Source organism: Accumulibacter sp., from assembly GCF_029255125.1.
Taxonomy (GTDB): Bacteria; Pseudomonadota; Gammaproteobacteria; order Burkholderiales; family Rhodocyclaceae; genus Accumulibacter.
This window is the reverse complement of the sequence record NZ_JAPUVR010000037.1, coordinates 1-21,671: the sequence shown is the minus strand read 5'-3', so window position 1 is coordinate 21,671 and position 21,671 is coordinate 1. Positions and strand designations below refer to the sequence as shown.

The 21,671-nt window shown below is 63.9% G+C and carries 23 protein-coding genes; 18 read left to right on the top strand and 5 right to left on the bottom strand.

Features of this window, described 5'->3' with window-relative positions; all coding sequences use genetic code 11:
- From Q1L59_RS01735 to Q1L59_RS01660, 16 genes are all read left to right on the top strand, one after another.
- Entirely contained in the window at window positions 1-1,086 is a 1,086-nt protein-coding gene (locus Q1L59_RS01735; RefSeq protein WP_300327570.1) for an AI-2E family transporter, read from the top strand.
- The gene (ruvB, locus tag Q1L59_RS01730) at window positions 1,083-2,147 is read left to right on the top strand and encodes a Holliday junction branch migration DNA helicase RuvB (protein ID WP_300327569.1); all 1,065 of its coding nucleotides are present in this window, start codon (window positions 1,083-1,085) and stop codon (window positions 2,145-2,147) included. The genes Q1L59_RS01735 and ruvB overlap by 4 nt, the downstream gene beginning before the upstream one ends.
- Window positions 2,148-2,229: 82 nt before the next feature.
- Window positions 2,230-2,667, top strand: a complete 438-nt coding sequence (gene ybgC, locus Q1L59_RS01725) for a tol-pal system-associated acyl-CoA thioesterase (RefSeq protein ID WP_300327568.1) — start codon at window positions 2,230-2,232, stop codon at window positions 2,665-2,667.
- Window positions 2,664-3,341: a protein TolQ gene (tolQ, locus tag Q1L59_RS01720; RefSeq protein ID WP_300327567.1), complete on the top strand. Its 678-nt coding sequence runs from the start codon at window positions 2,664-2,666 to the stop codon at window positions 3,339-3,341. Before ybgC ends, tolQ begins: the two co-directional genes overlap by 4 nt.
- A gap of 5 nt (window positions 3,342-3,346) precedes the next feature.
- Complete coding sequence (gene tolR, locus Q1L59_RS01715) at window positions 3,347-3,757, top strand: protein TolR (protein ID WP_300327566.1); 411 nt, start codon at window positions 3,347-3,349, stop codon at window positions 3,755-3,757.
- A 4-nt stretch (window positions 3,758-3,761) separates the two neighbouring features.
- Window positions 3,762-4,829: a cell envelope integrity protein TolA gene (gene tolA, locus Q1L59_RS01710; protein ID WP_300327565.1), complete on the top strand. Its 1,068-nt coding sequence runs from the start codon at window positions 3,762-3,764 to the stop codon at window positions 4,827-4,829.
- A gap of 192 nt (window positions 4,830-5,021) precedes the next feature.
- Window positions 5,022-6,314, top strand: coding sequence for a Tol-Pal system beta propeller repeat protein TolB (gene tolB / locus Q1L59_RS01705; RefSeq protein ID WP_300327564.1), 1,293 nt, complete (start codon window positions 5,022-5,024; stop codon window positions 6,312-6,314).
- Between the two features lie 61 nt (window positions 6,315-6,375).
- On the top strand, window positions 6,376-6,906 hold the full coding sequence (gene pal, locus Q1L59_RS01700; RefSeq protein ID WP_300327563.1) for a peptidoglycan-associated lipoprotein Pal: 531 nt from the start codon (window positions 6,376-6,378) through the stop codon (window positions 6,904-6,906).
- A 1-nt stretch (window position 6,907) separates the two neighbouring features.
- Window positions 6,908-7,696: a tol-pal system protein YbgF gene (gene ybgF, locus Q1L59_RS01695; RefSeq protein ID WP_300327562.1), complete on the top strand. Its 789-nt coding sequence runs from the start codon at window positions 6,908-6,910 to the stop codon at window positions 7,694-7,696.
- Between the two features lie 4 nt (window positions 7,697-7,700).
- On the top strand, window positions 7,701-8,360 hold the full coding sequence (gene queE / locus Q1L59_RS01690; RefSeq protein WP_300327561.1) for a 7-carboxy-7-deazaguanine synthase QueE: 660 nt from the start codon (window positions 7,701-7,703) through the stop codon (window positions 8,358-8,360).
- Between the two features lie 18 nt (window positions 8,361-8,378).
- Window positions 8,379-8,783: a PilZ domain-containing protein gene (locus tag Q1L59_RS01685; protein ID WP_300327560.1), complete on the top strand. Its 405-nt coding sequence runs from the start codon at window positions 8,379-8,381 to the stop codon at window positions 8,781-8,783.
- Window positions 8,780-10,942 (top strand): exonuclease domain-containing protein, encoded by a 2,163-nt coding sequence (locus tag Q1L59_RS01680; RefSeq protein WP_300327559.1) that lies wholly within the window; start codon window positions 8,780-8,782, stop codon window positions 10,940-10,942. The genes Q1L59_RS01685 and Q1L59_RS01680 overlap by 4 nt, the downstream gene beginning before the upstream one ends.
- Before the next feature lie 143 nt (window positions 10,943-11,085).
- Window positions 11,086-12,717, top strand: a complete 1,632-nt coding sequence (locus Q1L59_RS01675; protein ID WP_300327558.1) for a L,D-transpeptidase family protein — start codon at window positions 11,086-11,088, stop codon at window positions 12,715-12,717.
- A gap of 19 nt (window positions 12,718-12,736) precedes the next feature.
- Window positions 12,737-13,294, top strand: a complete 558-nt coding sequence (locus Q1L59_RS01670) for a DUF882 domain-containing protein (RefSeq protein WP_300327611.1) — start codon at window positions 12,737-12,739, stop codon at window positions 13,292-13,294.
- A 160-nt stretch (window positions 13,295-13,454) separates the two neighbouring features.
- Entirely contained in the window at window positions 13,455-15,098 is a 1,644-nt protein-coding gene (locus tag Q1L59_RS01665) for an acyl-CoA ligase (AMP-forming), exosortase A system-associated (protein ID WP_300327557.1), read from the top strand.
- 35 nt (window positions 15,099-15,133) lie between these two features.
- Window positions 15,134-16,339, top strand: a complete 1,206-nt coding sequence (locus tag Q1L59_RS01660) for a pyridoxal-dependent decarboxylase, exosortase A system-associated (protein ID WP_300327610.1) — start codon at window positions 15,134-15,136, stop codon at window positions 16,337-16,339.
- A 61-nt stretch (window positions 16,340-16,400) separates the two neighbouring features.
- On the opposite strand, the gene Q1L59_RS01655 is transcribed toward Q1L59_RS01660, so the two are convergent.
- The 5 genes from Q1L59_RS01655 to Q1L59_RS01635 all read right to left on the bottom strand — a co-directional run bounded on the left by Q1L59_RS01655 (window position 16,401) and on the right by Q1L59_RS01635 (window position 20,162).
- Window positions 16,401-17,966: a gamma-glutamyltransferase gene (locus Q1L59_RS01655; RefSeq protein ID WP_300327556.1), complete on the bottom strand. Its 1,566-nt coding sequence runs from the start codon at window positions 17,964-17,966 to the stop codon at window positions 16,401-16,403.
- A gap of 165 nt (window positions 17,967-18,131) precedes the next feature.
- On the bottom strand, window positions 18,132-18,785 hold the full coding sequence (locus Q1L59_RS01650) for a BON domain-containing protein (protein ID WP_300327555.1): 654 nt from the start codon (window positions 18,783-18,785) through the stop codon (window positions 18,132-18,134).
- Window positions 18,782-19,375 carry a phosphoheptose isomerase gene (locus Q1L59_RS01645; protein WP_300327554.1) on the bottom strand — a complete coding sequence of 198 codons (594 nt, stop codon included), beginning with the start codon at window positions 19,373-19,375 and terminating at the stop codon, window positions 18,782-18,784. The genes Q1L59_RS01650 and Q1L59_RS01645 overlap by 4 nt, the downstream gene beginning before the upstream one ends.
- 45 nt (window positions 19,376-19,420) lie before the next feature.
- Window positions 19,421-19,795 (bottom strand): HIRAN domain-containing protein, encoded by a 375-nt coding sequence (locus tag Q1L59_RS01640; RefSeq protein WP_300327553.1) that lies wholly within the window; start codon window positions 19,793-19,795, stop codon window positions 19,421-19,423.
- On the bottom strand, window positions 19,776-20,162 hold the full coding sequence (locus Q1L59_RS01635) for a YraN family protein (protein ID WP_300327552.1): 387 nt from the start codon (window positions 20,160-20,162) through the stop codon (window positions 19,776-19,778). The genes Q1L59_RS01640 and Q1L59_RS01635 overlap by 20 nt, the downstream gene beginning before the upstream one ends.
- Before the next feature lie 19 nt (window positions 20,163-20,181).
- On the opposite strand from Q1L59_RS01635, the gene rsmI reads away from it, so the two are divergent.
- A complete protein-coding gene (gene rsmI / locus Q1L59_RS01630) occupies window positions 20,182-21,027 on the top strand; it encodes a 16S rRNA (cytidine(1402)-2'-O)-methyltransferase (RefSeq protein ID WP_300327551.1) in 846 nt (281 codons plus the stop codon).
- Window positions 21,028-21,132: 105 nt separating this feature from the next.
- On the top strand, window positions 21,133-21,671 hold a 539-nt coding region (locus Q1L59_RS01625; RefSeq protein WP_300327550.1), incomplete at its 3' end, for an amidohydrolase family protein.

Here is a 21,671-nt window from a genome sequence, read left to right as displayed (position 1 = left end):
ATGAACGCCAGTTCCAAGCAACTCATCCAGATTGCGCTCGTCGCGCTGCTGCTGATCGGCTGCGTTGCCGTCCTGTTGCCGTTCACCGGTACTTTGCTCTTCGCCGTGGTGATCTGCGTCATCACCTTGCCGATTCGGAATCGCCTGCTGACGCTCTGCCGTGGGAGGAGCAATCTGGCCGCCCTGCTCATCTCGATGCTCCTCCTCCTCCTGCTCGTTGCTCCGATGGCACTGCTCTCCGGATCGCTTGCCGACGGTATCGAGATGGCCATACGTTACTTCAAGCCCTTGTTCGAGAAGGGGCTGCCGGTTGATCCGCCGGCTTGGCTCGGGCGCATCCCGGTGATCGGGCCGAATCTGGCCGACTACTGGCACGAGCTCGTCGCCAGCCGGGAAGAAATGAACAATTTGCTGCAGCAGTTCGTCGAGCCGACGCGGCGGCTGGCGCTGGCGGCCGTGGCGCTCTTTGCGCAAGGCTTGCTGCAGCTCGTGCTGGTCATTTTTTTCGTTTTCTTCATTTTTCGTGACGCGCACATCTATGTCGACGCCCTGCATACGGGTAGCCGCATGCTGGCCGGCGACCTCGGCGAACGGATGCTGGCGTTGGCCGAAGGAACCGTTACCGGCGTCATGGTCGGCATTGTCGGCACGGCGGCTGCACAAGCGATCGTCGCGATGATTGGCTTCATCATCGCCAGCGTTCCCGGCGTCGTCGTCCTGACTTTCGCGACCTTTTTCTTTTCGATGATTCCCGTCGTCGGTGCGACGCTGATCTGGCTTGGCGCCGCCGTCTGGCTGTACAACGAAGGGCAGGCGGGTTGGGCCGTGTTCATCGTCCTCTGGGGAATGTTCGGCATCAGTAGCGTGGACAATTTCCTGAAACCGATCCTGATTTCGCGTACGGCCAGCCTGCCGCTGTTGCTGATCGTCGTCGGCGTTCTCGGTGGCGTGCTGGTGTTCGGCTTCATTGGCCTCTTTCTTGGGCCGACGCTGCTGGCCCTCGGCCAGGTGCTGATCCGCGAATGGTTGGCACACGCCCATGCCAGTTCTACGACGGCCAGCGGTGGCGATGGCGTCAGCCGATGATTGAAACGGACGATCTGCGCAGCGCCGGGCTTGACCGGCTGGTCTCCGGCGAAGCGAAATCGGCGCAGGAGGAAGCTTTCGAGCGTGCTCTCCGCCCCCGGCGTCTGGCCGATTACGTCGGGCAGGCCAAGATCCGCGAACAGTTGTCGATTTTCATCGAGGCGGCCCGGCGCCGCGCCGATACGCTCGACCACGTGCTGCTCTTCGGCCCGCCGGGACTGGGCAAGACGACGCTGGCACATATCGTGGCGGCCGAGATGGGTGTCAATCTGCGTTCGACATCCGGGCCCGTTCTCGAACGCGCCGGTGACCTGGCCGCCATCCTGACCAATCTCGAACCGCGCGACGTTCTCTTCATCGACGAAATCCACCGCTTGTCGCCGATGGTCGAGGAAATTCTCTATCCGGCGCTGGAAGACTTCCAGATCGACATCATGATTGGCGAAGGACCGGCGGCACGCTCGGTGAAGCTCGACCTGCCACCCTTTACGCTGGTCGGCGCGACTACTCGCGCCGGCATGCTGACCAACCCGTTGCGCGATCGTTTCGGCATCGTCGCGCGACTCGAGTTCTACACCCCGGACGAACTGACGTTGATCGTCAAGCGTTCGGCCCAGTTGCTCAAGGTGCCCATCGACGCGGGCGGTGCGCTGGAGATCGCTCGCCGCGCACGCGGCACGCCGCGCATTGCCAACCGCTTGTTACGCCGCGTGCGTGACTTTGCCGAGGTGCGTGCCGGTGGGCGAATCACCCAGGAGGTCGCAGACTCGGCGCTGCTGATGCTCGAGGTCGACCACGGCGGGCTCGACGTGATGGACCGCAAGCTGTTGTCGGCGATGATCGACAAGTTTTCCGGCGGGCCGGTTGGTCTCGACAACCTGGCGGCGGCGATTGGCGAAGCGCGCGACACGATCGAAGACGTCCTCGAACCTTATCTCATCCAGCAGGGCTTTCTCCAGAGGACTCCGCGTGGACGCGTTGCCACGGCCGCCGTCTACCGCCACCTCGGTCTGGAGGGTCTGCTCGGCGACCCGCAGGGCGAGCTCTGGCGTGGGCCATGAACTGCGTGACACGGCACGGCAGACGGCGGTCACAAACCCTTACATGGACTCCTCGCTCACTGGCCTAGAATCCGCTGCGCCGATGAACAGGGCAGCGCAAACGTTTGTCATCCCCGTTCGCGTCTATTACGAGGATACCGACTCCGGGGGCGTCGTGTACTATGCCAACTACCTGAAGTTCTTCGAGCGCTGTCGCACCGAATATTTGCGTGCCATCGGCCATCATCAGGCCGATCTGTTGCGCGATCCGGGGATCGCTTTCGTCGTGCGCAGCGCCAGCGTCGATTACCTGAAGCCGGCACGGCTCGACGACCAGTTGCTCGTCGGCTTGGAAATTGAGCGCCTGAGCCACGCGCAGATCTTCTTTCGCCAGTACGTTCGACGCGCCGACGCAACGCTCGCTGGCGACCGAGCCGACCTGGTACGCGCGCGGATTCACGTCGTCTGTGTAAACTCCGCCTTGATGAAGGCGACTGCCATCCCATCGTTCCTGAGGACCAAACTGGAAGCCATGCAATGAACGTTTCGCAAGACCTGTCGATTCTGCACCTGATTCTCAACGCCAGCGCTGTCGTGCAGGCTGTCATGCTGCTCCTCGCTGGCGTTTCGTTCATGTCGTGGTATTACATCTTCCGCAAGTGGTTCACGGTCAAACGCGCGCGCGCGCAGACCGATCATTTCGAGCGCGACTTCTGGAGCGGTGGCGAGCTCAACAGCCTCTATCAGAGCGCGATCAACGACCGCCACAGTACCGGCAGCATGGAGCGCATCTTCGAAGCCGGATTTCGCGAATTCACCAAGCTGCGCAGCCAGAAGAATCTCGATCCGAAGGATGTGATCGACGGCGCCCGGCGCGCGATGCGGGCCACTTATCAACGCGAGATGGATGGCATCGACTCGCATCTGGCGTTTCTCGCCTCGGTCGGCTCGGTCAGTCCCTATGTCGGTCTGTTTGGTACCGTCTGGGGGATCATGCACTCGTTTCGTGGTCTGTCGAACGTCGGGCAGGCGACGCTCGCGGCGGTTGCGCCGGGAATCGCCGAAGCGCTCGTGGCGACTGCCATCGGCCTCTTCGCGGCGATTCCGGCAGTCGTCGCGTACAACCGCTTCGCCTACGAGATCGATCGCCTATCCTCGCGCTTCGAGTCCTTCATGGAAGAGTTCTCGAACATCCTGCAACGCCAGATGAGGTAACGGCCATGCGCTCACGCCGTTTGAAAAACGAAATCAATGTGGTTCCCTATATCGACGTGATGCTCGTCCTGCTGGTCATCTTCATGGTCACGGCGCCGATGATGACCACCGCCAGCATCGATATTCCTTCGGTGGGCAAGGCGGTGCAGGCACAACCTCCGGCCAACGCGCTGCAAGTCGAAGTGAGCGAGAGCGAGGAGTTGACGCTGATCGATGCCAAACAGAATCGCCGCCGCGTCTCGCGCAGTCAACTTGCCCAGGAAATCGCCGCTGCACAGCGGCGCGATCCCGATCTGGCGGTTGTCGTTGCCGGCGATAAGGCGGTCCGCTACCAGGCGGTACTGCGCGTGATGGACGAACTGCAGCAGAAGCAGGTCAAGCGTATCGGTCTGCTCGTACAGCCGACCGGCAAGTGACTTCATGTCCGCACAGACCGTTGACACGCTGACGCGACCGGCGCCGGACGAGCAGGCGAAATGGAGCTCGCTGGCGCTCTCGGCGCTCGTGCATCTGCTCTTGATCGGTGCCCTGTTTGTCGGGATGCAGTGGAAGAGCAAGCCACCGTCGTCGGTCGAGGTCGAAGTCTGGCGCGCGCCGCCCGCCCCGGTCGCGGCACCGCGGCCGGAAAAGGCGGGCGACGAAAGACCTGAACCCCGCCAGCCTCCCCAGCCCGCAGTCAGGCCTGAGCCAAGACCGAAGCCGGAGCCCAAGCCGGAGCCGCAACCCGAAGTGAAACCCGAGGCGAAGCCTGAACCCAGGGCGGCGGCCAAGGTACCGGCCAAACCCGAAGCGCGCGCCCCCGTCCGGCCCGACATCGCGCTGAAGAACGAGCGCAAGCCAAAAGAGCTGCCGAAGAAGGAAGAAGACAAGCCCAAGGAGACGAGCCGCAAGGAGCCTGCGAAGGCGAAGGAGCAACCGCCCAAGGAAGAAGCAAGAGCCAAGGCAAGCACGAAGAAGGACGAGGCGAAGCCCAGGGAGCCTGAGCGGAAGGACGATCAGCGCGTCCGCGAGCAGGCGCGCAAGGAAGAGGTCAAGAAGCTGCAGCCCGAACGCGGGCCAAATTTTGGCGAGGCGCTGGAACGAGAACAGAAGGAGCTGCAGCAGCAGAAGGCGGCGCAAAAGGCGGTGGCCGATCAGCGCGCGCGCGCCGAGGCCGAGGCGCGCCAGATGCGGCAACTGGAGGCGGAACAGAAGGCAAGCGAAAACAAGCGGGCGCTTGAGGAGTACCGAAACCGGGTGCGCGGCAAGATTCGTGGCAACATCTCGCTGCCGCCCGGTATCCAGGGCAATCCCGAAGCGATTTTCGAGGTCACGCAACTGCCGACAGGCGAAGTGCTCGAGGTCAAGGTGCGGCGGTCGAGCGGCAATCCGGCGCTCGATACGGCGGTCGAACGTGCCATCCGCAAATCGTCGCCGCTGCCCAAACCGGCACAGCCTGAACTGTTCGAGCGCGTCCTCAGGATCCCGTATCGGCCGCGTGACGAGTAGTCCGCCAGCCGACCTCCCGGTAGCGCGCGTCTCCTTGCTCGTGCGGCGAGTTCGTGCGCGTGGGCAGCGATTGGCGCGCGGGCCGGCTCCCGGCGACGATCGATCGCGGGATGGGGTGACGATTTAACGTTTCGTTACAAAGCCGGCGGCTACGGAGGCGATATAATCGCGCATTCAGTACTGGACTTCGCCATGTTGGGAATAGGGCTCAAACTACGTCGCATGGGTCTGCTCGTGGTCAGCGCGCTGGCTCTATTGCAGGCTCCCGCGCGGGCCGAACTGACGATCGAGATTACCGGTGCGGGTGCCAACCGCATCCCGGTGGCGATTGCCGATTTCGCCGGTGACGCTGCATCGGCGCGCGTCGTCACCTCGGTCATCCGCGCCGACCTGGAGCGCAGCGGCCAGTTCAAGCTGATCGAGACTGGCGGCGCAGTGGTCACCGAAACATCGCCGCCAGCCTACGATGAATGGCGAGGCCGTGGCGCCGATGCGCTCGCCGGGGGTACGCTCGGTGAAGGGGCCGACGGTCGCCGCGAAGCACGTTTCCGCTTGTACGACGTGGCCAAACAAAGCGTGCTCGCCGGTTCAGCCTATATCACCTCGCGCACCATGCTGCGCGCCACCGGGCATCGCATCGCCGATGTCATCTACGAGAAGCTTACCGGCGAACCCGGCATATTTTCGACGCGCGTCGCTTACGTCGTGCGGGCGAGTGCGGCACGCTACGAACTGCACGTTTCCGATGCCGACGGACAGAACGCGCAGATCGCGCTGATTTCCAAGGAGCCGATCATTTCGCCTACCTGGTCGCCGGATGGCGGGCGTCTGGCGTATGTCTCCTTCGAAAATAAGAAACCGGTGGTTTATGTTCACTCGCTGGCCTCGGGCAAGCGAATCGTCGTCGCGAATTTCAAGGGGTCGAACTCGGCACCTGCCTGGTCGCCTGACGGGCGCAAGCTGGCGGTCGTCCTGAGCAAAGACGGTGGATCACAGATCTTCACGGTGAATGCCGACGGTTCGGGCGTTCAGCGACTGACGGCGGTGAACTCGATCAACACCGAGCCCTGTTTTTCTCCTGATGGGCAGTACGTTTACTTCACTTCCGATCGTGGTGGCAGTCCACAGATTTACCGTGTCGGCGCGGGCGGTGGCGATGCCCAGCGAGTCAGCTTCGAAGGTAGCTACAACGTGACGCCGCGCATCTCGCCGGACGGCCGGACAATGGCCTTCATCAGCCGGCGCGATGGCGGTTTTCGACTCGCCGTGATGGACCTGGCGAGCAAGCAGGTGCAGGTGCTGACCGACTCGCACAAGGATGAATCGCCGACCTTTTCGCCGAACGGGCGGATGATCCTGATCGCGACCGAAAACGGCGGGCGCGGTGTGCTGTCAGCAGTGTCGATCGATGGTCGCATCAAGCAGCGCCTGTCGATCGGCGCCGGTGACGTACGCGAGCCGGCGTGGAGTCCGTTCAACAAATGACGGCAAGGACACTGATGATGCTTCTTTCCAATTGGGAAAAAAATACTGCAGGAGAAATCTCATGAAATCACTCGTCGTTCCGGCCGTCCTGGCCTTTTTGCTGGCTGCTTGCGGTTCGACGCCGGAAAGTGGCGACCAGGCGACCGGTGCTCCAGTCGAAACTCGTGGGGGATCGGGCGGCGTAGCCACGGTGACGACGAGCGGGGTGGAAAGCCGTGGATTACCAGCGGTGCTTACCGACCCGAAGAGCATCTTGTCGAAACGCAGCATCTACTTCGATTTCGACAGCTACGAGGTGAAGAGCGAATACAAGGATCTGGTGACCGCGCACGCGAAGTTCCTGACCGAGAACCGCCAGTTCAAGATGTTGATTCAGGGCAACACCGACGAACGCGGAAGCCGGGAGTACAATCTGGCGCTTGGGCAGAAGCGTGCCGATGCGATCAAGAAGATGCTGGCTTTGCTCGGTGCGCGCGAGGATCAGCTCGAATCCGTCAGCCTGGGCGAAGAAAAGCCCAAGAACGATGGGCACGACGAAGCCGCTTGGGCGCAGAACCGGCGCGGCGACATGCTGTACAGCGGCGAGTTCTAGAATGTTGCGCAGGCAACTGAGCGGGCAGGTGCGGCAAGGCCTGGCAAGCTCGCTGGCGGTTGGTCTGCTCGCGGCCCTGCTTGCACTGCCGGCGGGCGCCGGCCTGCTGGACGACGACGAGGCACGACGCCAGATCAGGGATCTGGCGATCAAGACCAACGAGCGCCTCGATACGTTGTCGAAAGGGCAGATCGAACTCGCCAACCAGATCCAGGCCTTGCGCGAAGAGAACGCCCGCCTGCGCGGCCACGTCGAAACGCTCACCTATGAACTCGAGTCGGCACGAAAGCGGCAGCAGGATTTCTACGTTGACCTCGATGGTCGTTTGCGCAAGCTCGAACAGGGCCCCAGTCTTGACGCTAAGCCGGGCGAGGAAAGCAAGCCGCTTGCCGAAACGCCGCGCAAGCCGGCCAGCGATCCGGCGGCCGAGACGCGTGAATACGAATCGGCGCTCAATCTGTTCCGGGCCAATAAACTCAAGGAAGCGGCGGCGGCCTTCGACAGCTTCGCGCGCGCCCACCCTGAAAGCGCGCTGACTCCGGGTGCGTATTACTGGTCCGGCAACGCGCATTATGCGCTGCGCGATTGCCGCAAGGCGAGCGAAGCGCACCGCCTGGTCGTCAGCAAGTGGCCGGCCAATGCCAAGGCGCCCGACGCCTTGCTCAATATTGCCGTCTGCCAGCAGGAACTTGGCGACAGCAAGGGCGCGCGCACATCGCTCGAGGCGCTGGTTGCCAAGTACCCGGACAGTTCAGCCGCCGGCACAGCTCGCCAACGCCTGAAGAAATAGGCGGGTGAAGGAATCGACGCGGGTCTTGGGCCTGAAGGTCAGCGAGATCTTTCTCTCGCTGCAGGGGGAAAGCTCGCGCGTTGGCCTGCCAACGGTGTTCGTCCGCCTGACCGGATGTCCACTGCGCTGCCGTTGGTGCGACACGACGTATGCGTTTACCGGTGGCCAGGCGATGTCCATGTCGCAAGTGCTTGCCGAGGTTGAAGCCTACGGCGTTCGGCAGGTCTGCGTAACTGGCGGAGAGCCGCTCGCCCAGTCGGCGTGTCAGCCGCTGCTCGCGGCGCTGTGTGCGGCCGGCTACGCGGTCTCTCTCGAAACCTCCGGGGCAATCGACATCGCGGGCGTCGATCCGCGGGTCGCCCGTGTCGTCGACCTGAAGGCGCCCGGATCCGGCGAGTCGGAGCGCAACTTCTGGCCGAACATCGAGCGCCTGGTGGCGAGCGACGAGGTGAAGTTTGTTCTCAAGGACCGCGCCGATTACGAGTGGGCGCGCCAGCTCATCGCTGACCAGCGATTGACCGAGCGCTGCCCGATCCTCTTCTCGCCGGTGGCCGACGAACTCCCGGCGGCAACGCTGGCCGACTGGATTGTCGCCGATCGCTTGCCTGTGCGCTTGCAGGTCCAACTGCACAGGCTGCTTTGGGGTAATATGCGGGGCAGATAAGCTGAGGGAGTTCCCGCCGTGCCAGAAGAACGCCGACGCCATAAGCGTATAGTCTTTCATTCCACCGCCCACCTGAGCGTGTCCGGCGAGTCGCACGCCGTGCGCATCGACGACCTGTCGCTCAAGGGGGCACTGATCGAGCGGCCGCCGACGCTCAGGCTGGCGCCCGGTACCGACTGTCGGCTCGAACTCAGCCTGGGAGCGGAACAATCAATCGCGTTGCAGGGGGTTGTCGCACATCTCGATGCGCGACGAATCGGCATGCTCTGCCGGGTGATCGACATTGACAGCGCGACGCATCTGCGCCGCCTGGTCGAGCTCAACCTGGGCGCTTCGCACCTGCTCGACCGGGAACTGTCAGCCCTGCTCGAGGATGCGACTGACGACACGGCGTACGCGGAAGATCACCTGCCGCGACCGTGAACGCGCGTCTGCGTTTCGCCATTTCGGTCATCGTTCTGGGTTTGCTGATGACCGGGCCTTTCGTCGTCACCGCGGCGCTGATCTGGGCCGATGCGCAGCCGGCCGAGCAGGCGCTGCTGATCCAGTTGATCGTGCCGCATCTTTCGCTCGGCGCGCTGATGACGATTTTCGGCTTCATCGTCGGCCTGCTGGTGATCCGGCATCTTTTCCGCCAGTATGTGCAGGGTCTGCTCAAGATGGTCGAGAACTTGCACCTGATGCTGTCGGCCAATCGCAACTTCCGGGTCAGTCCGGAGGGTCCGCCGGAGATTCGCTTGCTCGCTCAGGCGACGAACGATCTGGCGCAACAGCGCGACGGACTGATGGACGACGTTGCCGCCCAGATTGCTGCTGCCAAAGCGTCGGTAGAGGAGGAAAAGAACCGGCTGGCTGCCCTGATGTCGGAGTTGGCCCAGGCGGTCGTCGTATGCAACGTCGATGGTCGCATCCTGCTCTACAACAATCGTGCCCGACTGCAGTTCAAGGCGCTCGTCCAGGGCGCCGCGGTTGCTGCCGGGGGGGCGCTGATCGGCCTTGGACGTTCGATCTTTTCGATTCTCGAACGCAATCAGATCGACCATGCGCTTGATGTCGTTCGCCAGCGCCTGGGTAAGGGTATGGCCACCGCCCTGGCTAATTTCATTACGACGGCGCGTGGCGGACAACTGCTACGCGTCCAGCTCGTCCCCGTGCTGAGTTCGAATGCCGCAGCGCCGCGCGAAATCAGCGGCTACGTGCTCACCGTCGAGAACATTACGCGCAGCCTGGAACAGGAATCGCAGCGCGACCAGGTTCTCCAATCGCTCACCGATGGTAGTCGCGGCAGTCTGGCCAACATCCGCGTCGCGGTGGGCAACCTGCTCGACTACCCGGACATGGATGGCGATACGCGCGAGCGCTTCATCGGCATCATCAGTGATGAAGTTGTGCGCATGAGCCAGCGGCTTGACCAGACGATGAGCGAGTTCGCCGATTCGCTGAAGACGCGCTGGCCGCTCGAGGACGTGCTCGGCGTCGATGTCATCGCTGCGGCCCAGCGCCGGATCGAGCAGCAGCTTGATCTGACGACGAAAACCGAGGAGGTCGACGAGGGTCTGTGGCTGCGCGTGGAGAGCTTCTCGCTCGTCTTTTCGATCTGTTTCCTGGCTTCACGTCTGATCGAACACTACCAGATCAAGGAATTGCGCTTTCGCCTCCTTCCGTTCGGCAAGCTGGCTTATCTCGACCTCATCTGGGCTGGTCACGCGATGTCGTCGGAAACCTTCTACTCCTGGGAAAACGACCCGATGCACGTCGGTCGTGACGCTTCGCCGCTGTCCTTGCGCGATGTCGTCGACCGTCATGGCGGTGAAATCTGGTACGACCGCGAGAAGGCCGCGCATCGTGCTTTCTGTCGCTTTGTTCTCCCGGTGGCGACGCCCGATGAGGCGGTGCAGGCGGATGCGCTGCCCGTCGACGGTTCTCGTCCGGAATACTACGACTTCGATCTTTTCCATTTTCGTGATCAAAGCATCGACCTGGATCGGCCATTGTCCGACTTGACGTACACGGTTTTCGATACTGAAACCACTGGCCTCGAGCCGGCAGCCGGCGATGAGATCATTCAGATCGGCGCTGTCCGTATCGTCAATGGGCGCCTGCTGCGCCAGGAGAGCTTCGATCAGCTCGTCGATCCGGAAAAATTCTTGCGTCCGGAAGGTGTCCGCGTACACGGCATTACCGACGACATGGTGCGTGGTCAGCCGCACATCGACGTCGTTCTCCCGGCGTTTCATGAATTCTGCAGCGATACGGTGCTGGTTGCGCACAATGCCGCTTTCGACATGCGCTTCCTGCAACTGAAGGAAGAACGTACTGGTGTCGTCTTCAGCCAGCCGGTTCTCGACACCTTGCTGCTTTCCGGTGTCTTACAGCCCAATCAGGATTCGCATCAACTGGACAGCATCGCCGAGCGGCTGGGAATCAACGTCACCGCGCGGCACAACGCGCTCGGCGACGCTCAGGCGACTGGCGAGGTGTTCCTCAAGATGCTGCCGCTGCTCGGGCAGATGGGAATCGTCACCTTGCGGCAAGCGCTCGAAGCGTCCGAGAAGACCTACTTTGCGCGCGTCAAGTATTGATCGACCGACGAGTTGAGGTCGCGGGTCGAAGCAGGATTGTCGCCGGCGACCAGGCGCGCTGCCTTCGGTCAGGGCGAGCGGGCAAGAGGTGCGAGCGGATCGCGTTTGCCGGATAATGCCGGGAAACCACCTAGAGAGCGCGCATGACTGTTACCCATTCTGGCCGTCCAGCCCTTTTCGCCGGTTGCTGGCGCGCTTGCCCACGGCTCGTCATCGGCCTATTCATGGCGAGCGTGGCGACCGCGTCCTGGGCCGCCATGCCCGAGCGTTTGCTCTGGTTTGCGCAGACGGGCCCGACGCCGGCCAGCGAGCGGGCGCTGCACATTCTCTCGCAAGCGTCGGCGGACGGTCTTGCAGCATCCGACTATGCGGTCGAAGATCTGCGAGCGGCGATCGCCAACAGTGTGCGCAGCGGCGTCCAGGACGACGAGCGCGTGGCCAGGCTCGATCGGGCGATCGGCACGGCGATACGTCGCTATCTTTCAGACCTGCACGGCGGGCGAGTCGATCCGCGCCAGTTCGCCATCCGCTACAGTCGCTCGGCCGAGCTCGATCAGGTCATCGACCGACACCTCGAGGAGCTTGCTGGCGAGGGCGCAACGGACGCACGCACCAGTCGTCACCTGCCGAGTGCGCTGCCTTACCGCGAGTTGCGCCAGGCGCTGGCGGATTACCGCGGATTGATCGGCAACGAGGCTTTTCGCCAAGCGCTACCGCCACTGCCCGGCGGCCGTCTGCGGCCCGGCCAGCCGTACAGCGGGACTGCTTTGCTCGCCCGCCGACTGGCCCTCTTTGCCGACCTGCCGGAAAACACGGCGACGACGGCGCGCTACGAGGGCAAACTGGTCGACGGCGTCAAGTCGTTCCAGGCGCGCCACGGACTATACCCCGACGGCGTGCTGGGCAAGGAGACTTGGGTGCAGCTCGAGGTCCGTCCCGAAGCACGCTTACGCCAGATCGAGCTGGCGCTCGAGCGCTGGCGCTGGCTGCCGTACCGGGAAGCGCAGCGGCGCATCGTCGTCAACGTCCCCGAGTTCATGCTCGACGCTTACGCTGCGGCGGCCGACAGTGGGAAGCCGGCTCTCTCGATGCGGGTGATCGTCGGCAATGCGCGCAAGACGCGCACCCCGCTGTTCTCTGGCGAAATGCGTTTCGTCGAATTCAGCCCGTACTGGAACGTGCCGCCGTCGATTGCGCAGAGCGAAACCTTGCCCCGCCTGCGGCGTGACCCGGGTTACCTGGCGCGCCAGGGTTTCGAGCTGGTTACCAGCGAAGGGAAGGTGCTCACCGCCTTGTCCGAAGGCGACCTGGAGGCAGTTGCGCGCGGCCAGATGCGCATCCGGCAGAGGCCGGGGGCGAGCAACGCGCTGGGCGACATCAAGTTCGTTTTTCCGAACCCGGACAACATCTATCTCCATCACACCGCCACGCGACAGCTTTTCAAGCGCGAGCGGCGCGACTTCAGTCACGGCTGCATTCGCGTCGAAGCACCGGTCGAACTGGCGAAGTTCGTCCTTGCCGGCGATGCGGAATGGACCCGTGAGCGTATCGTGCAGGCGATGCGGCGAGGCAAATCGATGACCGTGCGGCTGGGCGAAACGCTGCCCGTCATCATCAGCTACAGCACCGCAGTCGTGCGCGACGGGCGGGTACATTTTCTGCCCGACATCTACGGCTACGAGGCGATGCTCGGCGAGGCTCTGCAGCGGCGCTCGGCGGCACTGCAGGGCGAGGCTGCGCGGCTGCGCAAACTTGGGATAGAATCCAGTAATTAATCCCGAGTAGCGAATGAACATGTCAATCTGTCGAGCGCCCGCACGCCGCAACTTCCTGGAGTGCGCGGGCAAGCTGGTGGTCGCCGGCGCGTTGTCGGGCTTCGTTCCGCCCGCCTTGGCCGCCTTGCCGAAGGTGCGCCGCCTGCAATTTGAACATCTGCACACAGGCGAAACGATCTCGCTGGTCTTTGCCGTCGGCCATCGGTACGTGCCATCGGCGCTCGCGGCGCTGAACAACTTCCTGCGTGACCATTACACGGGCGAGGTCGGAACGATCGATCCACCGTTGTTCGACCTCCTTTTTCAGACGAGCCAGGAGCTTGGCTGTCGTGAGCCGTTCCAGGTGATTTCCGGTTACCGTTGTCCGGCGACCAATAGCAGTCTACGCCTTGCCGGCGGTGGCGGTGTCGCCAGGCAGAGCCTGCATATGGAGGGAAAGGCGATCGACGTTCGCTTGCCGGGGGTGGCGCTGGAGGATTTGCGCGATGCGGCGATTTCCCTGCAGGTAGGTGGGGTCGGATTCTACGCCCGCGAGCAGTTCGTTCATCTCGATACCGGTAGGATTCGTTCCTGGTAGAGGTCGAGTTTTGCGCCAGGTGGCCGGCTTGGGCAAGCGTGCGCGCGTCCTCCTCGGCTGATCCGATCGCCGGCGAGTGCGTCCGCGGCGCGACTTTCCGACAGCTTGTTGCCGTGCTCCGCGCCTGCCGCAAGCGGCGCGCCACGTGTGGAAGGAGAACATGAAAGACACCAATTTGCTCGACGAACTGATCTGGCGTAGTGCCGCTCGTTCGCCGGAAAGCCTTGCCGTCACCTGCGGCCAGCAGTCGATGAGCTATGGTCAACTGGCGCAAGCGCTCGAGGCGATGGTCAATGGTCTCGTCAGCCTCGGCTTGCAGCGTGGCGAGCGCGTTGCCATCTATCTCGAGAAGCGACTCGAAACGGTGACCGCCATGTTTGCCGCGGCGGCGGCGGGCTGTGTCTTCGTCCCGGTCAACCCGCTGCTCAAGGCAGATCAGGTCGGGCACATCCTGCGCGACTGCAACGCGCGGGCACTGGTCACCTCGGGCGAGAGACTCGCCCTGTTGACCGCCACGCTGGCCGAATGCCCGGACTTGCGACACACGATTCTGGTTCCTTCCACCGCCCGGCGCGCCCAGGCGCCGGACGCTTGCGTCGACTGGGAAGATCTCTTGCAGGCGGCGCGCCAGCGCGGGCATCGGGTGATCGATACCGACATGGTCGCCATCCTGTATACCTCGGGCAGCACTGGCAAGCCGAAGGGCGTTGTCCTCTCGCATCGCAACATGGTCGCCGGAGCAAAGAGCGTCGCGTCGTATCTGGAGAACAGCGCCGACGACACGCTGCTCGCTGCCTTGCCCTTGTCGTTCGACGCCGGCTTCAGTCAGTTGACGACGGCCTTTCACGTCGGCGCACGCGTTGCCTTGCTCAACTACCTGTTGCCGCAGGATGTGCTCAAGGCCTTGGCAGGCGAACGGGTGACCGGTCTGACTGCCGTTCCGCCGCTCTACATCCAGCTTGCCCGACTCGACTGGCCGGCGGCGATCGGCGAGCATCTGCGCTACTTTGCCAATACTGGTGGGCGGATGCCGCGCGAAACCTTGCTCGCTTTGCGTGCGCGTCTGCCGCACAGCAAGCCCTTCCTGATGTATGGTCTGACCGAAGCTTTTCGGTCGACCTACCTGCCGCCGGAGGAGGTCGACCGCCGTCCAGATTCGATCGGCAAGGCGATTCCCAACAGTGAAGTCCTTGTCCTGCGCGAGGACGGTTCGCCGTGCGTTGCCAACGAACCGGGCGAACTCGTCCATCGCGGTGCGCTCGTCGGCATGGGTTATTGGAACGACCGGGCGAAGACCGACGAACGCTACAAGCCCTTGCCGGCGCACGCGGCTGGCCGCGCTGGTGGGCTGGTCCTGCCGGAGATCGCCGTTTTCTCGGGCGATACGGTGCGCATGGACGAGGAAGGCTTCCTCTATTTCGTCGGCCGGCGCGACGAAATGATCAAGACTTCGGGCTACCGCGTCAGTCCGACCGAGGTCGAGGAGGTCGTGTATGCGACGGGTATGGTTGGCGAGTGTGTTGCTTTCGGCGTCGAGCACCCGACGCTCGGCCAGGCGATCATCTTGATCGTCACGGCTGCGGCAGGCGAGGCGATCGATTGCGCGGCGCTGCTTGCCGAGTGCCGGACGAGGATGCCGGCGTACATGGTGCCAGCCGGCATGCGAGTGCTGCCCGGGCCCTTGCCGCGCAACCCGAATGGCAAGATTGACCGCAAGGGTCTGCTTGAAGCTTATCGTGCCGGAGCTTTCCCCGACCCGAGCGCGTTGGCCGCCGACGCCGATCGAGAAGGGAGTGGACAGTGAACCAGGCCGAGCGGCTGTGTCCCACCCATTTGCTGGTGAACCCGTTTCCCGTGCACGACGGTGAACTTGTCGTCGGCGGAGTGGGCTTGCGCCGGCTGGCTGATCGCGTTGGACGGACGCCTTTCTACGCCTACGATCGGGCTCTGCTGACGCAGCGCGTCGGCCAATTGCGCGCGGCGTTGCCCGAGGCCGTCAAGCTGCACTACGCGATGAAAGCGAATCCGATGCCGGCCCTCGTCGCGCACATGGCCGGACTCGTCGACGGGATCGATGTCGCCTCGGGGGGTGAACTGAAGACCGCCCTCGACGTTGGCGCAGATCCGCAAGCGATCAGCTTTGCCGGGCCTGGGAAAGGCTGCAACGAGTTGCAGCAGGCGGTCGCGGCGGGCGTTCTGATCAACCTGGAATCATGGCGCGAGCTTGGCGAACTGGCCGAAATCAGTTCGCGGACTGGTCGTCCGGCGCGCTGCGCAGTGCGCGTCAACCCAGACTTCGAACTGAAAAGCTCCGGCATGCGAATGGGCGGCGGCCCCAAACAGTTTGGCGTCGACGCCGAGCAGGTGCCTGAACTGCTCAGCGAGATTGGTCGTCGAGGCTTGCTCTTCGAGGGGTTTCACCTCTTTGCCGGTTCGCAGAACCTGAAGGCGGAAGCAATCGTCGAGGCCCAGACGAAGAGTTTCGAGCTTGTCCTGCGCCTGGCCGAAGCGGCACCCTTGCCGGTGCGCTTCGTCAACCTCGGGGGTGGTTTCGGAATCCCCTACTTTCCGGGTGAGCAGGCGCTTGACTTGGTGCCGATCGGTGCCGCGCTCGCCGGGTTGGCTGAGCGCGCCGCGCGTGAACTGCCGCAGGCCGAGTTGGTCATCGAACTGGGTCGCTATCTGGTCGGGGAAGCCGGCGTCTACGTCACCCGCGTCGTTGACCGCAAGGTCTCGCGTGGACAGACTTTTCTCGTTTGCGACGGTGGATTGCATCACCATCTGTCGGCTTCCGGCAACTTCGGTCAGGTCATCCGCAAGAACTATCCAGTCGTCGTTGGCACCCGGATGGCGTCCAGCGAAACGCACACGGCGTCGGTCGTTGGCCCGCTCTGCACGCCACTCGATCTGCTGGCTGACCGGATGCCGCTGGCCGATGCCGCGCCAGGTGACCTGGTTGTCGTCTTTCAGTCCGGTGCCTACGGTTTTACCGCCAGCCCGCAGGCCTTCCTGGGGCATCCGGCGTGTCTTGAGGTGCTCGTCTGATCGTTGCTGCGCGACCGCCCGCTGCGATCCGTCGGCCATGCTGCTGGTCGATGGGGCAGGGTTAGTCCTCGGCCAGCACGACAACCCCGCCACGCCGGCGATCGCCCGCTCCCGCCAAACGGCCGTCAAGCCGGGCAGCACAGTTGACCCCGCCAAAGAACATGCTGGGCGCGGCGAACCGGGTCGCCGCTGGCCAGCGCTGGTCGAGCGCCTTTGCTGCAGCAGCCGGCAATCCGGCCTCCTCGAACCAGAGCTTGTCGCCTTCGAGGTGCATACGCGGTGTGTTGACCGCCTCGTCGAGCGGCCTGCCGTAGGCCAGGAGGTTGAGCAGCGCCTGCAGGATGGCGCTTCGTATCCGGTTGGAACCGCCGCTGCCGAGCGCGAAACACGGCTCCCGATCGATGACCACGATCGTCGGCGACATCATTGTGCTCATCCAGCTCCCCGGCGGCGAGCGATGAAAGCCGGCGGGATTGATGTCCTCTTCGCCGAGGAAGTTGTTGACGTGTATGCCGAGTTCGGGCAAGGCGTGCCCGCAGCCTTCGCCGTTGCTGGTGGTCAGTGCGGCCGCCATGCCCTCGGCGTCGATTACCGAGATATGCGTCGTCGCACCCAGGTGATTTTCATTGGCGCCCGGCGACTGCTGCGCGCCCGACGACGAGTTGATCTTGCCGGCAACCAGGTTGCGAATCGACTCCGGGTCACGGTGTAGTCGTTGATCGTAGCCCGCCCGACGGATCAGCGAGACGTCGGCGAGAACGGTCGCCACTGCCGATTGGTGGGCTGCCGATAGGAACTCCTCCTGGCCGAGCGCACGATCCTCGGCCAGGCGCAGTCCGGCGCCAACCAATCCGCCGCCGGCCGAGGGCGGCGGATTGGTCAGCACCGTGTAGCGCCCAAAGGGGACCGACAAGGGTTGGCGTACGACAGGTGCGTAGCTCGCCACATCGTGTGCGGTGATCAGTCCGCCCTGGGCCGGCCCGAAATGTTCGACCAGCGATGTCCAGTAGCGATCAAGCTGCTCGTCTGCCTTGCCCTCGCCAAGTGCGTGCAGGAAGTCGCCCAGGCGCGGGTTGGCCAGACGCTCGCCGGCTCTGGCGACGTGCCCCAACGGACAGAAAAGGGCGGCCACGCTCGGCGAGTGCAGCAGGATTGGCGCGATCAGACCGGCCATCATGGAAATTTGCGGACTGACGATAAAACCGTTACGCGCCCAATCCGCGGCTGGCGCGACGACTTCGCGCAGCGGCAGGCGGCCGCCTCGCTGATGCAGGTGCAACAGACCGACCAGTTCGCCGGGTACGGCGGCGGCCGCCTTGCCGATGTGAAAAACCTGTGCGGCCTGGCCGAAGTCGACCGTAATCGGCAGAAAGTCGAGCGTTGGTAAAGCCGGCAGGCCGCGACCGGGGGTCGTTGCGAAGAAATCGACGACTTCGTAGCCTTTGGCCGCGTTGCCCCAGATGCACGCGCCGCCGCCACCCAGTGAAGTCAAGGGCAGTTCGGTGATCGTGGCCGCGAGTTTGGCGGCAACGATCGCGTCTACCGCGTTGCCGCCACGGCGCAGGATACGCGCACCGGCCAACGCCGTGTGCGGCTCAGAGGCGGCAATGACACCGCGCGCACTCATCGCCGGTGAAACCTTGCGCGCCGCCGGCGGCTGAGCGAGCGGTCAATCGCCGCTCCGCCAGCGGCTGACACGCGCTGCATCAAGGGATCCCGGCAACGGCCTGGCGGTGTCGCAGTAGCCGCGGCCGAAGGCTGCCGTCGCTGTGCAGCCTGCCGCGGCGAGTCGTCACGCACTGGCCGCCGGGGAGTTCCTCGGCTTGGCGGGTTCGCCCGTTTGCGGGGTGAGTTCCCTCGCCTTGGCCGCCGAGATGGTCTCGAACAAGGTAACGACTTTTCTGACATCCTTCGTCGTTCGGGCAATCTGGACTGCCGCGTCGGCTTCCGCCTGGGTGACCAGGCCGAGCAGGTACACGACCCCAGCTTCGGTGACCACCTTGACGTGGATCGGATTGAACTTGCGCGCGTCGACAAAGCGCGCCTTGACGCGGGTTGTGATATAGGAATCGTTGCTGCGGTTGGAAAACGAACTCAAGCGAGCAATGTTGACCTCGTTGAAGACCGCCTGGACCTGCGGAACGCCGCTGACGATGCGTTCGATTTCTGCCTTGACCTCTTCCGACGGTGCTTCGCCCGAAATGAGCACACGCCGGTTGTAGCTGGTGAAGCTGAGTTGGATCGTGTCGGCAAATCGTTCGTTGGTCCGCGCGCGCGCCTTCCATTCGATGGCTTCGTCGTCGGTTTGCGTTCCCAGCGTCCGCCGATCGAGAGTTGCCAGGGCGCCGGTCGTGGCCCCGGCGGTGACGATGGGAACGCAACCCTGGAGGGTCGGGAGCAGGCAGATGCCGAGCAACAGGCTGGCCGCCGTGACGATTCTTCTCATTCTTCAACTCCCATCAGCAGGCAATCGATGCCATCGCACAAGCAATGGATCGTGAGCAGGTGTGTTTCCTGTATGCGCGCCGTTCGGCTGGCCGGAACGCAAATATGGATGTCGCTTTCGTACAGCATTTCGCCGATTGCTCCACCGCCCTTGCCGGTCAGTGCAATGACTGGCATCTGGTTCTCGTGGGCCGCGCTGATCGCTTCGAGCACATTCGGCGAGTTGCCCGAGGTCGATATGGCGACCAGGACATCGCCTGGCTGGCCAAGCGCGCGCACCTGTTTGGCGAAGATCATCTTGAAGCCATAGTCGTTGGCGACCGCCGAGAGGATCGACGTGTCGGTGGTCAGCGCGATCGCCGCCAGTTCGTGGCGCTCGGCTTCAAAGCGACCGACGAGTTCGGCCGCCATGTGCTGGGCATCGGCTGCCGATCCGCCATTGCCACAGATCAGGATCTTGCCGTTATCGAGCAGGCTGCCGACCATCATCTCGACCGCCCGGGCAATCGGCGCCGCCAACAGTTCGCTGGCGTCGAGCTTAGTCTGCGCGCTCTCCTTGAAGTTTTCACCGATACGGCCAATCAGGTTCATGAGCCAGGTTTTTCGAGCGGAATATGAAGTGGCGAAATTCTAACACTAGAGGATCAGGAACACTTCGAACTCGATGCGCCGCCAAGGATCGGGGTCGTCGCGCAAACGCGAAACGCGCGCTTCGAGGCGCTCGCCATCGTCCAGCGCCCGGGCGACCGCGCGGTTTTCGGCGCGCGGGACGTAGCCTAGCTGTCGCCCCTGCCATTCGACGCGCACAGCCTGCCGGTCGTGCCGGTTGGCGGGTTCGCGGATCAGGCTCAGTCGATCGCCGAGGCGGATCTGCGGCCACACCTCGGCGACCGCATAGTACTGGCTGCCGGCCAGGGGCGAACTCTGGACCAGAATCTTGACCGTTTCGCCGGCGTCGGCCAGGCCGCTGGCGGCCAGCGCGAGCGCTGCGCTAAGACAACGCAAACGCATCGCGAATCCACTCGATCGAATCCGGCGACAGGCGGTCGAGCAGCACGCAGTCGAAGCGACAATCGACGTTCGCCGTGGTCAGCGTGGCCAAGTAGTGTTCGGCGGCCAGGATGATGCGCGCCTGCTTGTCGCGCGTGATGCTGGCCGCGGCACCGCCGAAGTCCGGATTGCTGCGCAGGCGCACCTCGACAAAGACGAGCGCTCGCCGGTCACGGCAGATCAGGTCCACCTCGCCGCCGCGACAGCGATAGTTGCGCAGGACGATGCCCAGCCCGCGGCGTTCAAGAAAGGCTGCGGCGAGGTTCTCGGCGGCGCCGCCTGAGGTCTTGGTGTAGCCGCTCGGGCGCAGCGTGCTAATCTTGCCCATCGCCAGCCTCCCGAACTCCATGTCAGAAGAATCCGCCGCATTATATGTAGTTCCGACGCCGCTCGGCCATCTCGGCGACTTGAGCGCACGCGCCATCGATACCCTGCGCAAGGTCGCCTGGGTGGCCGCCGAAGATACCCGGCACAGCGCGCCGCTGCTTCGGCACTTCGGCAGCAATGCCCGCTTGCTGGCGTGCCATCAGCACAACGAGGAAGCGGCTGCGCAACAGGTGCTGGCTCGCCTGGCGGCGGGGGAATCGGTTGCGCTGGTCGTGGACGCCGGAACGCCTGCCGTTTCCGATCCTGGTGCAGCGCTGGTCGCGCGCGCGCGCGCGGCGGGGTTTCGCATCGTGCCTTTGCCAGGGCCATGCGCTGCCGTCGTCGCCTTGTCGGCGGCCGGGATCGAGAGTAGCCATTTCCTTTTTTACGGTTTCCTGCCAAGCAAGGCCGGGCCGCGTGCGCAAGCGCTGGTCGAACTGGCCGACTTGCCCTATGCGCTGGTCTTCTACGAGGCTCCGCACAGGATCGTGGAGACCGCAGTCGCCCTGCGTTCCGCGTTTGGCGAACGGCGGCGGGTGGTCTTGGCGCGCGAACTGACCAAGCTCTACGAGGAAATGCATGACTGTCTGCTGGCTGACCTGGAGCACTGGCTGCTCGCCGATGCCGACCGCCAGCGGGGAGAATTCGTGCTTGTCGTGGCGGGCGCGCCAGCAGCGCCGACCGATGGTGAAGGCGAGCGCGTGCTCGCCCTGCTGCTCGCCGAAGGCTTGCCGGTGAGCCAGGCGAGCCGGCTGGCGCAGGCGATCACCGGCACCAGCCGGAAAGCGCTCTACAGTGCAGCCTTGCGCATGCAGCGCGCGGAGTGATCGCCGGCCTTTTCCGGTGCGCCGCCATCTGCCTACCGGCTTCCCGCCTATCTCTGGCTCCTGCCGGCTGCTAGAATTGACGGGTATATCCCGGTTGGAGCAGGCATGCAGATCACCATCACGCGTCCCGACGACTGGCACCTTCATCTGCGCGACGGCGCAGCCTTGGCGACCGTCCTGGCGCACAGCGCGCGCCAGTTTGCTCGCGCCATCGTCATGCCCAACCTGCGTCCGCCAGTAACCACTCTCGAAGAAGCGCGCGCCTATCGTCGGCGGATCATCGCGGCATTGCCCGGCGGTGTGCATTTCGAGCCCTTGATGACCTTGTACCTGACTGACAAGACACCGCCGGACGAGATCGCGCAGGCGGCAGCGAGCGGCCTGGTCCAGGGCATCAAGCTCTACCCGGCGGGAGCGACGACGAACTCTGATTCCGGCGTCACCGATGTCGGTCGTTGTGCAGCGGCTTTGGCGGAAATGGAGAAACGCGGTCTGCCGCTGCTCGTGCACGGCGAGGTGACCGACCCGGCAGTCGACGTTTTCGACCGCGAAGCCGTCTTCATTGAACGGATCTTGCAGCCCTTGATGGCGCGCCATCCTGGCCTCAAGGTAGTGCTCGAGCATATCACGACGCGCTCCGCGGT